Raw genomic sequence first — 13,955 nt, 5'->3', positions numbered from 1 at the left:
TTTAATAGTAATACAGAGTAATGAATAAGGCCCGGTGATCACCGGGCCTTATTTTTTGTATCGATTTAGCTTCTACCGGTTACGCATCATAACTCAGCACCGGGGCCAGCCATTTTTCGATCTCATCAACGGGCATATCTTTCCGTTGCGCATAGTCCATCACCTGGTCTTTGTTGATCTTGCCGACGGCAAAATACTTCGACTCCGGATTCGCAAAGTAGAAACCGCTTACCGACGAAGCCGGGTACATGGCGTAGCTTTCGGTTAGTTCGATGCCAATTTTACCGGCATCCAGCAGGTCGAATAGTTTTCCTTTTTCGGTGTGATCCGGGCAGGCCGGATAACCCGGTGCGGGCCGGATTCCTTGGTAATCTTCTTTGATCAGCTGCTCATTGCTCAGTTTCTCGCCGGTGGCATAAGGCCAGAATTCTTTCCGTACGCGCTCGTGCATCCGTTCGGCGAAGGCTTCGGCCAGCCGGTCGGCGAGGGCTTTGACCATGATGCTGTTATAGTCGTCGTGGTCGCGCTCGTATTTGTCCAGCAGCGCTTCAATACCGATACCCGTCGTAACAGCAAACGCACCAATATAATCATTGTGACCGCTGTCGAGCGGGGCGACGAAGTCGGCCAGGCACAGGTTAGGCAGCCCCGGCGCTTTCAGATTCTGCTGGCGCAGGAAATGCAGCACCGTTTTTGTATCGTAGATCAGTTCACCCGCCGGGGTTACAGCCGCGGTCGTATCACGGGCCGAACGGGATATCTTGTACTCCACATGCCGGTGCGAACCGTGGCGCTCACAGGCGATATCGCGTGTCTGCTCTTCATAATCGTGCAGCAGTACATCGTCATCGGCCGAGTTGGCGGGGTAAAAACCAACGACGGCTTTTGCCTGCAACAGCTTCTTGTCGATGATCTCCTGCAGCAGTTCCTTAGCATCGTCGAACAGCTTTTTGGCTTCCGAACCCACTACGGCATCCTCAAAAATAGCGGGGTATTTACCGTGCAGCTGCCACGTCTGGAAAAAAGGCGTCCAGTCAATGTACTTCGCCAGCTCGGCAATAGAGTAATCGTCAAAATACTGGTTGCCCAGGAAAGTCGGCTTCGTAGGTTCGAACTGGTTCCAGTCGATAACTGTCCGGTTGGCCCGCGCTTTGTCGATGGACAGGCTGGCTTTTTCCTTCTGCCGCTTGGCGTGGTCGCTACGCAGCTTGACGTATTCGGCTTTGATATCGGTGAATATTTTTTCGCGCGTCGCATCGGTTTCGCTCACGAGTCGCCCGGCTACCGGTACGCTCCGGCTGGCATCCAGCACGTGTACAACCGGTCCCGAATAGTGCGGATCTATTTTTACCGCCGTGTGAATCCGCGAGGTAGTCGCTCCGCCAATGAGCAGCGGCAGTGTGAATCCCTGGCGCTCCATCTCTTTCGCTACGCCAACCATCTCGTCCAGCGAGGGCGTAATGAGTCCGCTCAGGCCAATAATATCGACGTTGTGCCTGCGGGCTTCGTCCAGTATTTTCTGGGTGGGCACCATCACGCCGAGGTCGATGATCTCGTAGTTGTTACAGCCCAGCACCACACCAACGATGTTCTTGCCGATGTCGTGCACATCGCCTTTCACGGTTGCCAGCAGGATTTTCCCAGCCGATGAACTGGCGGTGCCGTCTTTCTCGGCTTCGATAAACGGCGTCAGGTAGGCAACGGCTTTTTTCATCACCCGCGCCGACTTTACCACCTGCGGCAGGAACATTTTACCCTCGCCAAACAGGTCACCAACGATGTTCATGCCGTCCATCAGCGGGCCTTCGATCACATGCAGCGGCCGTTCAACCAGGTGACGGATTTCCTCAACGTCCTGATCGATAAAATCCGTGATGCCTTTGACGAGCGCGTGTTTGAGCCGTTCGTGAACAGGCTCCAGCCGCCAGCTTTCGTCCTTCACGATCACTTTACCCTTGGCTTTCACCGTTTCGGCAAAATCGACTAGGCGCTCGGTGGCGTCGTCGCGCCGGTTGAGCAGTACGTCTTCACAGCGTTCGAGCAGGTCTTTCGGGATGCTGTCGTACACCTCCAGCTGCCCGGCGTTGACAATACCCATGTCCATACCGGCGCGGATGGCGTGGTACAGGAAAGCTGAGTGCATGGCTTCGCGGACGACGTCGTTGCCCCGGAAACTGAACGAAATATTTGAGACGCCCCCGCTCACTTTCGCTAGTGGCAGATTCTGCTTGATCCAGCGCGTGGCATTGATAAAGTCAACGGCGTAATTATTATGCTCTTCGATACCTGTTGCTACAGTCAGGATGTTGGGGTCGAAGATGATGTCCTGCGGAGCAAAACCCACCTTATCGACCAGAATCCGGTAGGCCCGTTCGCAAATTTCAATGCGCCGTTCGTAGGAGTCGGCCTGACCGGCTTCATCGAACGCCATCACCACTGCTGCCGCGCCGTAGCGCCGGACGAGCCGCGCCCGTTCGATGAATGCTTCCTCGCCTTCCTTGAGCGAAATGGAGTTGACGATGGCCTTCCCCTGCACACATTTCAGCCCCGCTTCGATCACCTCCCACTTGGACGAATCGACCATGATAGGCACCCGGGCAATGTCTGGTTCGGCGGCAATCAGGTTCAGGAAGGTGGTCATGGCTTCGACCGAGTCCAGCATACCTTCGTCCATGTTAACGTCGATCACCTGCGCCCCGCCTTCAACCTGCCCGCGCGCAATGCTCAAAGCTTCGTCGTAGTTACCTTCTTTGATCAGCCGGGCAAACTTTTTGGAGCCGGTGACGTTGGTCCGCTCGCCAACGTTCAGGAAATTGGTTTGCTCCGTAATCTTCAGCGGTTCCAGACCGCTCAGTTTCTGATATGGCTCGGGTTCCGGTAAGCGCCGGGGCGGGTACTTAGCCGCCACAGCCGCAATAGCCCGGATGTGATCGGGGGTCGAGCCGCAGCAGCCGCCAACGATGTTGACGAAGCTGTCCTGGATGAAACTCTCGATCTGGCCCGCCATCATGTCGGGCGTCTCGTCGTATTCGCCAAATTCGTTCGGCAGACCCGCGTTGGGATAGGCCGAGGTGAAGAAGGGCGACTCTTTGGCAAGGGTCTGGATGTAGGGCCGCATCAGTTCGGCACCGAGCGCGCAGTTCAGGCCGACGCTCAGCAACGGCAGGTGCGACATCGAATACAGGAACGCTTCGGTCGTCTGGCCTGATAGCGTCCGGCCGCTGGCATCGGTAATGGTACCGGATACCATGATGGGCAGGCTTTTCCGCTCGGCTGGATTCTCCGCCGAAAGCAACCCCTCTTCGGAGAAATATTTGTCGATGGCGAAAAGCGCGGCCTTAGCGTTCAGCGTATCGAAGATCGTTTCAACCAGCAGCAGATCGGCCCCACCGTCGACCAGTCCTTTTACCTGCTCGTAGTAGGCATCAACCAGTTGATCGAAGGTTACGGCGCGGTAAGCCGGGTTGTTGACATCGGGCGAGAGCGATGCGGTACGGTTGGTTGGCCCCATGGCCCCGGCCACAAAGCGTGGTTTGTTGGGGTTCTGGCGCGTGAATTCTACCGTAGCCTCTTTAGCAATCCGGGCCGACTCGTAGTTGAGTTCATAGGCCAACTCTTCCATGCGGTAATCGGCCATCGCGATGGACGTACTGCTGAACGTGTTGGTCTCGATGATATCGGCCCCGGCCTCAAGGTATTGCCGGTGAATTTCCTGAATAACTTCGGGCTTGGTCAGCGACAACAGGTCATTGTTGCCTTTGAGGTCGTGTGACCAGTCGGCAAAACGCTCCCCCCGGTAATCGGCATCGGTGAGCGAATACTGCTGGATCATAGACCCCATCGCGCCATCGAGCACAAGAATGCGTTCGCGGAGAAGCTCAGGTAATGTTTTCAAAAGCTACTGCTGTTAATGTGCCTTTGTAAGAGACACGTACACGGTCAATATAAGTCAAAATTGGCCAGGCGGGAAGGAATAGAACCCTATACAAAAGTACACATCCAAACCCTGAACGGCAAAAATCCGTTACTTTTGAACGAAACGAGCAAGTGACTGAGCCGTTGGGCCGCGAAAGGCCTGATCCGTATACAGCAGGAAAGCCTGCCAACGCCTGCCCTTTCGCTCTCATTTATTCTCTCGTTCGCTCTATCAGATTATATATGAAACTGGCAGCTATAGATATCGGTTCCAACGCAGCTCGTCTGCAAATCTCCACCGTCCTCCACAACGACAATGTTGTGAGTTTCAAGCGCGTCGAATACGTTCGGTTTCCGCTGCGCCTTGGCCATGACGTGTTCAACTACGGTGCCCTGACGCCCGAATCGGAAGCGCGCACCACCAAGCTCATGCAGGTTTATAAACTGCTCATGGAGCTGCACGAGGTGGAGGAATACATGGCCTGCGCTACCTCGGCCATGCGCGAATCGACCAACGGGCACGATGTAGCCAAACGGATCGAAGCACTCACAGGCGTAAAAATCAACATTATCGACGGCCAGAAGGAAGCCGAACTCATTAACAATGTTGTCGTTCAGGCGCTGGACGACCGGCAGTTTCTGCACATCGACGTGGGTGGCGGCAGTACCGAATTGAACCTGTATGTGAACCGACAGAAGGTGAACTCCAAATCGTTCAAGGTTGGCTCAGTGCGGTTGCTCGAAGGCAAAGAAATTAAAGGAGGCTGGCGAAAAATTGAGGACTGGGTCGAAGAAAACGTCGATTCGTCCAAAGAAGTGGTGGCCGTCGGTACGGGTGGCAACATCAGCAAGCTGTTCAATCTGGCGTCTAAAACGTCGGATGCCAGCACCACGCTGGCCGAAATCGAACGAATCCGGGACTATATCGCTGGGTTCAGCCAGGAAGATCGTATCCATAAACTACGCCTGAACGCCGACCGCGCCGACGTCATCGTTCCGGCCGCCGGCATTTATATTTCGGTCATGAAGTGGGCCAACGCCAATGAGATCATCGTGCCGGATCTCGGCCTTAAGGATGGCATTATCCAGTTGGTCTACTCGCAATATGCGAAGAAGCACAAGGTGCACTGATCAGGCGCTTTCCTGCCCAACCAGCACCACCTTTTTGCTATGCCCTACCGCATCGACCTTCATACTGATTTACAGGTTTCAACCGAGTTGCCGTTTTTACCGAACGGCTTCTTTTTTAATACGCCTGAGCATGTTCGTCAGCAACGGGTCGGTGGCGGCCATACAGTACTAGCGGTCAATTCACTCACGAATCAGGCCGAAGCGCGCTGTACGTTTTTCGTCGATGGCGATCAGGCCCGTAGTCCCGCAGCGGCTCCGTTCGGCTCCGTCGAATTTGTTGAAACCCTGCCCGAGTCGGTTCTTGATGACTTCCTGGATGCCTTAGCTGCGGCCGTCGCAGCAACGGGCGTGTCTATTTTCCGACTGGTGAACTACCCCCACTGCTACGCCCCGCAGCAGGCGCAGCGACTTACCGAACAACTCATCAAAAGCGGGTTTACGATCGTCTCGGCCAACCAGAATTTCTTTCTGCCCATCACCAGCACTGCCTTCGAAACCATCATCGACGCGTCGGAACGGCGACGACTGCAAAAATGCCGGAATGCCGGCTTCCGGTTCGCGCACTGGGAGAAGCCCGATATCGACGCGGTAACCGCCTTTCTGGTCAGCACCCGGCAGCGGCAGGGCTATGCCCTCACCCTCCCGCCCGACCGTTTACGCCAGTTGCTCCGGACCTTTCCCGATCAGTTCCCGGTTTTTGCCGTCAGCGACGGAACCACGATAGCCGCGCTGACCGTAGCAGTACGCGTCCGGGCCGACATTCTCTACAATTTTCTGCCCGCGTCCAGCCCCGACTACCAGGCCTACAGCCCTATGGTGCTGCTCACGGATGGACTGGTTACCTATTGCCAGGTCCAACACATCCAACTACTCGACCTCGGCGTATCACTCGACAGCGAGCAGCAGCCGAAACCCAGCTTGATCCGCTTCAAACGCAACCTCGGCGCACAGGAATCCCCCAAGCTGGTATTCGAGAAGCGGTTCCAGGAAGAGGCAAGTAACGTTAATAACAGGTAAGAGCGAGAAAACCCCGGCAGAGGTGACCTGTCAATAGAAATAAACGGTGCCAAAAATAGCCAGCCCCGTTAGGGGCGACCCAATCGTAGACAAACGATGCGGCCGCCCCTAACGGGGCTGGGATTGACTAAGCAGACTCTTGTCTATTGACAGGTCACCCCTACCGGGGTTAAACGCCCCAGGCAACGATCAGATTTCCTAAAACCATTGTCAGGACAGGATGTCCGCGTTACGTAACGCGGACATCCTGTCCGCCTGAACGAGCTTCCTCCTTATAAATATCCAGCGAGTGTTGTTTGGGGAAACAGTCGACCAGCCCCTGTTGATTGAGGTTGACGATGGGGTATCCGTTGAACTTTTCGAGGTCTTTGAAGAGGAAATGGTGCGAATACAACAGTTCGCCCATGCTCTTCGCGCTCGTATTACGCACCTTCGACGGCGGGTCGCCCGATTTGTCGTAAAAGTGCCGGTCGATGTAATACATGTCATTATCCTCATCTACGACCAGATTCAGGAAGTAATCGTTATCGAAACCGCAGATGTATATTTCGCTGTAACCCATGTAGCAGGCAGCAGCCAGCGCCTTGTAGGCCGTCATGGATATGTAGCTGCGGGGACCAGTGATCGTGATGCGATTCAGAAACACATTACCCCGGTCGTAGTAGCCGTGTTTCTTTTTGAAGGGCGAAGTATCGACATGCTCCAGCGGGACGAAACAGGTGATGTTTTTTTCGGTCAGCAGCGCGACGTCGCGTTTGAGCCGCTCGGTCAGGTGCGGGTATTTCTCGGGAAAGAAAAAGGCCGGATCGCTGAGCAGGTAATAATCGGGAACAACGATCTCGGCCAGCGGGGAGCTGATATAGGAATTCACCGCAAACACGTCGAAGTTATGCTCCCGCTTCAGCCGGTTGATCTTATCGGGGTCGAGCCGCCCAACCGACGGGCCGTTGGCCAGCACGATAGCTTTACGTCCCGTCATACTGCCCTGGAGTTTACGGGTTTGCCGCAGATGGCCGTAGTTGCGGCTGACGACCTTCAGGCGGTAGAACCAGTTGCGGGCCACCGTATCGAACCAGAAACCAAGAATGCGGGGTATGCTCAGACCGAGATAATTCATCAACGAGTGCCAGCGGCAGTAATAGCCTGCAAAACTACTACGAATCCGGCAAATGGCCGGGCGGGCCTGCTCAGCTTTGCCACCCGGCATTTATTTGCTACTTTTGGCCTATCTCGAACACGCCACCGTGGATGAAAAAAAAAGTATTGGTTACCGGCGCTGACGGTTTTATCGGCAGCCACCTGGTTGAAAAATTGCTGGACGATGGGTATGCTGTAAAGGCCTTTGTCTACTACAACTCGTTCAACAGCTGGGGCTGGCTCGACACCCTCCCGACCGAAAAACTGCAGGAAATCGAAATATTTGCCGGTGACGTGCGGGACCCAAACGGGGTCCGAACTGCCATGAAGGATGTAAGCATGGTGTTTCATCTGGCCGCGCTCATCGCCATTCCCTACAGCTACCACTCGCCCGATAGTTATGTCGACACCAACATCAAGGGTACGCTGAATATTCTTCAGGCCGCCCGCGACCTGGGAATCGAGAAAGTACTCGTCACGTCGACTTCGGAAGTGTACGGCACCGCCCTGACCGTTCCCATCGATGAGACGCACCCCCGGCAGGGCCAGTCGCCCTACTCGGCCACCAAGATCGGGGCCGACTCGATGGCCGACGCGTATTTCCGCAGTTTCAACCTGCCCGTCGTCACGGTGCGGCCGTTCAATACGTACGGGCCCCGCCAGTCGGCACGGGCCGTTATTCCCACGATCATTACGCAGTTGCTTAATGGCTACCGGGAAATAAAACTGGGCGCACTCCACCCGACCCGCGATCTGGTGTTCGTTAAAGATACGGTGAACGGATTTGCTGAGATAGCCAAACACGATGCGCTGATCGGTCAGGAAGTCAACATTGCTACCAACGCCGAAATCAGCATTGGTGACCTGGCCCACAAGATCATTGATCTGATGGGCGTACAGGCCGAAATCATTTCGGATGACCAGCGGCTGCGCCCCGAGAAGAGCGAAGTGGAACGGCTGATGGGTTCCAATCAGAAGATTACTTCAACAACGGCCTGGCGTCCTCAGTACAGTTTCGACGAGGGCCTGAAAGAGACGATAGCCTGGTTCAGCAATCCCGAGAACCTCAACCAATATAAGGCCCATATCTATAATGTTTGACCGGTTCGTTCAGTTCGTACGCGACACCTTCGGCGAAACCGACGGTTTTATTCCCCTGCACGAGCCCCGCTTCACAGGCAATGAGAAGGCGTATGTCAACGACGCTATAGACTCCACGTTCGTCTCGTCGGTAGGCCGGTACGTCGATCGGTTCGAAGAGCAGATCCGGGAGTACACCGGGGCGCCCTACGCCATCGCCACCGTAAATGGTACGGCCGCGCTGCACATCGCGCTGGTACTAGCGGGAGTTGAGCGCGACGACCTGGTGCTGACCCAGCCGCTCTCGTTCGTGGCTACCAGCAACGCCATTGCCTATACCGGCGCGGAACCCTGTTTCATCGACATCGACCTTAATACACTCAGCCTCAGCCCCGAGAAGTTATCCGCTTTTCTGGACAGCCAAACCGAAATCAGGAACGGGAGTTGTTACCACATCGCCAGCGGGAAGCGCGTGAGCGCCTGTGTGCCGATGCATACATTTGGGCATCCGGCCCGGATCGAGGCTATCGTTCAGATCTGCACGACCCACCATATTGCCGTCGTGGAAGATGCCGCCGAATCGCTGGGTAGTACGTACCAGGGCAAACAAACCGGCACGTTCGGGCTGCTGGGCACCTACAGCTTCAACGGCAACAAAACCATTACCTGTGGCGGGGGCGGCATGGTCGTCACCAATGACGAGCAGCTGGGTAAACTGGGTAAACACCTGACGACCCAGGCCAAGGTGCCGCACAAATGGGAGTTCAACCACGACCAGACGGGCTATAACTACCGGCTACCGAACCTGAACGCGGCCATGGCCTGCGCCCAGATGGAGCAGCTCGACGGGTTCATTGCCAACAAGCAGCAGCTGGCCGGGTTCTATCAGGCATTTTTCCAGACAACTCCGTATCAATTTATTCAACAGCCCGCCGATAGCCAGTCCAACTTCTGGCTAAACGCCGTCTTGCTGAACGACCGACAGGAGCGCGACGAGTTTTTAGCGTATACGAACAGCAAAGGCATCATGACCCGCCCGGCCTGGACGTTGCTGACCAAGCTGCCCATGCTGAGCCACTGCCTGCACGACGACAGCACGAATGCACAGTACATTGAAGATCGTCTTGTGAACATTCCCAGCAGTGTACGGCTGACATGAGCAAGGAACAACTGATACTGGTAGGGGGCGGTGGGCACTGCAAATCGGTGATCGATGTGGTGGAAGCGTCCGGCCAGTTCAGTATTGCCGGAATTGTCGATACGCGGGAGAAGCTGGGTACGACCCAATCCGGTTATGCCGTCGTCGCTACCGATGACGACATTGAAGCCCTGGCGCGGGAGTACCGGTATTTTCTGGTCACGGTGGGCCAGATCCGGTCCAGCGCCGTACGCACCCGACTCTATCACTTGATCAAAAGCCTGGGCGGTACGTTGACCACGGTGATTTCACCCACGGCCTACGTGTCCCACCGGGCGCTGATTGGCGAGGGCACGGTTATCCATCACCAGGCGTTTGTGAATGCGGGGGCGCAGATCGGTGTCAATTGCATCATCAATACGGGATCCCTGATCGAGCACGACGCCCGGATTGGCGACCACTGCCACGTATCGACGGGGGCCGTCGTCAACGGCGACTGTCTGGTGGGCGACCATTGCTTTGTGGGTAGCCGTGCCATACTGTCCCATGGCGTCCACGTAGCCCCAAACGGGCTGATTGGCGCGGGGGCCGTGCTGCTGACCAATTCCGAGGAAGGAGGGCTGTATGCGGGTAACCCGGCAGTTCTGAAAAAACGAGTAGCATGAGTAAGACACTGATCATCGCCGAAGCCGGCGTCAATCATAACGGCGATATCGACCTCGCCAAGCAGCTGATCGACATAGCGGCCGAAGCGGGGGCCGATATCGTCAAGTTCCAGACGTTCAAAACCGAGAAGCTCGTGAGTACGTCGGCCAAAAAAGCCGACTACCAGGTGAACAACATGCCCGGCGAGACGGACAACTCCCAGTATGCCATGCTGAAAAAGCTGGAACTGAGCCCGACCGATCATTTGGAGCTGATGGCGCACTGCCAGCTGCGGAACATACAGTTTTTGTCTACCGCTTTCGATCTTGAAAGTCTCAACTTTCTGGCGGGTCTGGGCATCGACATTTTCAAGATTCCATCCGGTGAAATCACCAACCTGCCCTACCTCCGCAAGATCGGGAGCTATAATAAGCAGGTCATTGCCTCAACGGGTATGGCCACGATGGACGACATTTCAGCCATGCTGGATGTCCTGATCAAAGCCGGTACTGCCCGCGAAAACATTACCGTACTGCACTGCAACACCGATTATCCCTCGCCGTTCCAGGATGTTAACCTGCGTGCCATGCATACCATCGGCGAAACGTTTGGCGTGGCCGTTGGCTACTCCGACCATACGTCCGGCATCGAAGTACCCATTGCGGCCGTTGCCCTCGGCGCTACGGTGATTGAAAAACATTTCACGCTGAACCGGTCGCTGGAAGGCCCCGACCATCTGGCATCCCTCGAACCGGATGAGCTGACACACATGGTCCGAGCCATCCGAAACATTGAACTAGCGCTGGGTGATAGCGTGAAACAGCCTACTCCATCGGAACAGAAGAACATAGCCGTTGCCCGGAAGAGTATTCACCTCGCCCGGCCACTGGCAACGGGGCACGTACTGACCGAAGCCGATCTGGTGATGAAACGCCCCGGCAGCGGTATTTCGCCCATGCTCCTGGATAGCGTCACGGGCCGGACTCTGGCCGTCGATGTCATGCCCGATCACCTCTTACGCTGGGAGGATCTGGCATGAAAATCGGCGTTTTAACCAGCTCCCGGGCCGACTACAGCATCTATTACCCACTGCTGACGGCCCTAGCAGACGATTCGCTTTTCGATCTCGGCGTCATCGCCTTTGGTACGCACCTGTCGGCCCGCCACGGCCATACCGTCGACCAGATCGTGGCGAACGGCTTTTCGGTAACGCACCGGATTGACGCGGTCCCCGCAGGCGACACCCCGGCCGACATTAGTCACACCATGGGCAGCGTCATGCAGGCGTTTTCGGGGCTGTGGCCGACCGAAAGCTACGACCTTGTGCTGTGCCTGGGCGACCGGTTCGAGATGTTTGCCGCCGTGGCCAGCGCCGTGCCGTTCAACATTCCCATCGCGCATATCCACGGGGGCGAAACCACGCTGGGCGCTATCGACAACGCGTTTCGGCACGCGATCACGGTCATGTCGACCTACCATTTCACAACCACCGACGCCTACAAAGCGCGGGTGTTCGAACTGACCGGCTCGGCAGAGAACGTGTACAATGTAGGCGCGCTCAGCATCGATAATCTCCGGCACCTGACATTGCTAACCAAAGTCGAGTTCTTCGGGAAATTTGCCATCGACCTCGACCACCCATCGATCCTGATCACGTTTCACCCCGAGACGGTTTCATTCGAAAAGAACAAGGCTCACGTAGCGGAACTCATCGGTGCGCTGGACCAACTGCCGGACTACCAGCTGATCATCACCATGCCCAACGCCGATACCATGGGCAACTACGTGCGGGAGCAGCTGCTGGCGTTCATCGACCGGCACCCGAACGCGGTGGGTATCGAATCATTCGGCACAATCGGCTACCTTTCGTGCATGAAATACTGCCGGTTTATGCTGGGCAATACGTCGAGCGGGTTTGTCGAGGCCAGCTTTTTTCCGAAATACGTGATCAACCTGGGCAGTCGGCAGGAAGGGCGGCTCTTAACGCCCAACATCATCAACTGCCCGGTCCAGACCGATCGTATTCTGGAAGCGGTGCAGCGTATCGAAACGGCCGAAGCCCTCGCTCCCATCGATGCGTACGGCAACGGCACCACCGCCCAACAAATCGTTTCTATTCTAAAACAGGTTCGTGGCAGACTACAGTAAACATATCGTCCGGCAGGATGTACCCGTTGCCCGCGCGCTGGAGCAGATCAGCAGCCTTGGGCAGTACCTCACGCTTTTCGTGACCGACGACACCGGCAGACTGTTTGGCACGCTCACCGACGGCGACATCCGGCGGGGGTTGATCGACGGAAAACCCATCAGCGAACCGGTGAGCCAGTTTATGAACCCGAACTTCCGGTTCCTGCGGCAAAACGAATACAATACCGAAACCATCCGGCGCTTTCGGGCGCAGCTGCTACAGCTGATTCCGGAGCTGGACGACGACGGACGTATCATCCGCATTGTCAACCTGGCCAAGACGAAAGCGCTGTTGCCGGTCGATGCCGTTATTATGGCGGGCGGCAAGGGCGAACGGCTCATGCCCCTCACGCGCGACACACCCAAACCGCTGCTGAAAGTTGGCGACAAGCCGATTATCGAACATAACGTTGACCGGCTCACGCGCTACGGTATCAACCACATTCACATTACCACGCGCTACCTGGGCGAGCAGCTGGAAGACTATTTTGGTGACGGATCGGCCAAAGGGATAAGCATTCAGTATACCCGCGAAGATGAACCGCTGGGCACCATCGGGTCGATGCGGCTGACGGATAATTATCAGAATGACACCATTCTGCTGATGAACTCCGACCTGCTGACCAACATCGACTTCGAAGATTTCTACGAAGCCTTCCGCCAGCAGAACGCCGATATGTCGGTGGCGACGGTGCCGTATCAGGTCAACATTCCCTACGCCGTTCTCGAAACCAACGAGGGTGCCATCCGGTCGCTGAAGGAAAAACCAACCTACACGTATTACATCAACGCGGGCATTTACCTGATGAAACGGAGCATGGTCGATCTGATTCCGGAAGGCGTCTATAACGCCACGGATCTGCTCGAAAAGCTCATTGCCGAAGGACATACCGTTACGTATTTTCCCATGCTGGGCTACTGGCTCGACATTGGCCGGCACGAAGATTACCAGAAAGCCTGCGTCGATATCAACCACATCACCTTATGAAACCCCTGTTCCTGATTACGGCGCGGGGCGGCTCAAAGGGTATACCGGGCAAGAACACCAGGCCGTTTGTGGGGAAGCCGCTGTTGTACTACGCCATCGATACGGCGCGGGAACTGGCTCCGGACGAAGATATCTGCCTCTCTACCGATGCGGACGACATTATCCGGGCTGCCGAAGCCTATGGCCTGTCCGTACCATTCAAACGGCCCGATTCGCTGGCCACCGACCAGTCGGGGAGTTATGAAGTGATGCTGCATGCCCTCGATTTTTACCGGCAGCAGAATCGGCTGTACGACACGCTGGTGTTGCTTCAGCCAACTTCCCCGTTCCGGACGGCTCAGCACGTGCGGGAAGCTCTGGCGCTGTATACCGACGGTCTTGATATGGTGGTATCCGTAACAGAATCGGCGAACAACCCCTACTACAACCTCTTCGAGGAGAATGGTGATGGTTATTTGAACCGGTCGAAGGAAAGCAACTTTACCCGTCGGCAGGATTGCCCGGCGGTTTACGCCTACAACGGAGCCGTTTATATAATCAATACGGCGTCGCTCCTGCAAAAGCCGCTCAGCCAGTTCGGCAAAGTAAAAAAGTACGTCATGAGCGCTGAAGACTCGGTCGATCTGGACACCCCGCTCGACTGGGCTTTTGCCGAATTCCTGGCCGCGAACCGATCGCCAAAACCCGGTCAGTAAGGCCTTGGCTCGTGGCCATTTT

Annotated in this window: 11 protein-coding genes; 9 read left to right on the top strand and 2 right to left on the bottom strand. The window is 56.0% G+C overall.

Translation table 11 applies throughout. The features are described from left to right. Window positions 1-79: 79 nt before the first annotated feature. The gene (gene metH / locus FH603_RS16930; protein WP_186738731.1) at window positions 80-3,895 is read right to left on the bottom strand and encodes a methionine synthase; all 3,816 of its coding nucleotides are present in this window, start codon (window positions 3,893-3,895) and stop codon (window positions 80-82) included. A 263-nt stretch (window positions 3,896-4,158) separates the two neighbouring features. Between metH and FH603_RS16925 the strand changes: the two genes are divergently transcribed. Continuing rightward, the gene (locus FH603_RS16925; RefSeq protein WP_186738729.1) at window positions 4,159-5,046 is read left to right on the top strand and encodes a Ppx/GppA phosphatase family protein; all 888 of its coding nucleotides are present in this window, start codon (window positions 4,159-4,161) and stop codon (window positions 5,044-5,046) included. Between the two features lie 39 nt (window positions 5,047-5,085). Next, on the top strand, window positions 5,086-6,063 hold the full coding sequence (locus FH603_RS16920; protein ID WP_186738727.1) for a GNAT family N-acetyltransferase: 978 nt from the start codon (window positions 5,086-5,088) through the stop codon (window positions 6,061-6,063). 229 nt (window positions 6,064-6,292) lie between these two features. Here FH603_RS16920 and FH603_RS16915 read toward each other — a convergent pair whose 3' ends face one another. Further along, complete coding sequence (locus FH603_RS16915; protein WP_186738726.1) at window positions 6,293-7,270, bottom strand: hypothetical protein; 978 nt, start codon at window positions 7,268-7,270, stop codon at window positions 6,293-6,295. 41 nt (window positions 7,271-7,311) lie between these two features. Between FH603_RS16915 and FH603_RS16910 the strand changes: the two genes are divergently transcribed. Genes FH603_RS16910 through FH603_RS16880 form a run of 7 tightly spaced genes read left to right on the top strand, consistent with a single transcriptional unit; the run spans window position 7,312 to window position 13,933 of the window. Then, window positions 7,312-8,301: an NAD-dependent 4,6-dehydratase LegB gene (locus tag FH603_RS16910; protein WP_186738725.1), complete on the top strand. Its 990-nt coding sequence runs from the start codon at window positions 7,312-7,314 to the stop codon at window positions 8,299-8,301. Next, window positions 8,294-9,439 (top strand): LegC family aminotransferase, encoded by a 1,146-nt coding sequence (locus tag FH603_RS16905; RefSeq protein ID WP_186738724.1) that lies wholly within the window; start codon window positions 8,294-8,296, stop codon window positions 9,437-9,439. The genes FH603_RS16910 and FH603_RS16905 overlap by 8 nt, the downstream gene beginning before the upstream one ends. Beyond that, a complete protein-coding gene (locus FH603_RS16900) occupies window positions 9,436-10,083 on the top strand; it encodes an acetyltransferase (protein ID WP_186738723.1) in 648 nt (215 codons plus the stop codon). Before FH603_RS16905 ends, FH603_RS16900 begins: the two co-directional genes overlap by 4 nt. Next, on the top strand, window positions 10,080-11,102 hold the full coding sequence (neuB, locus tag FH603_RS16895) for an N-acetylneuraminate synthase (RefSeq protein WP_186738722.1): 1,023 nt from the start codon (window positions 10,080-10,082) through the stop codon (window positions 11,100-11,102). The genes FH603_RS16900 and neuB overlap by 4 nt, the downstream gene beginning before the upstream one ends. Next, window positions 11,099-12,211, top strand: coding sequence for a UDP-N-acetylglucosamine 2-epimerase (gene neuC, locus FH603_RS16890; protein ID WP_235985484.1), 1,113 nt, complete (start codon window positions 11,099-11,101; stop codon window positions 12,209-12,211). The genes neuB and neuC overlap by 4 nt, the downstream gene beginning before the upstream one ends. Continuing rightward, window positions 12,195-13,238 carry a nucleotidyltransferase family protein gene (locus FH603_RS16885; RefSeq protein ID WP_186738721.1) on the top strand — a complete coding sequence of 348 codons (1,044 nt, stop codon included), beginning with the start codon at window positions 12,195-12,197 and terminating at the stop codon, window positions 13,236-13,238. The genes neuC and FH603_RS16885 overlap by 17 nt, the downstream gene beginning before the upstream one ends. Then, window positions 13,235-13,933, top strand: coding sequence for an acylneuraminate cytidylyltransferase family protein (locus FH603_RS16880; RefSeq protein WP_186738719.1), 699 nt, complete (start codon window positions 13,235-13,237; stop codon window positions 13,931-13,933). Before FH603_RS16885 ends, FH603_RS16880 begins: the two co-directional genes overlap by 4 nt. Window positions 13,934-13,955: the final 22 nt, after the last annotated feature.

This window comes from Spirosoma utsteinense (genome assembly GCF_014282275.1).
Lineage (GTDB): Bacteria > Bacteroidota > Bacteroidia > Cytophagales > Spirosomataceae > Spirosoma > Spirosoma utsteinense.
Note: the sequence above shows the minus strand (reverse complement) of the source record. Positions and strands in the feature narration are given on the sequence as shown.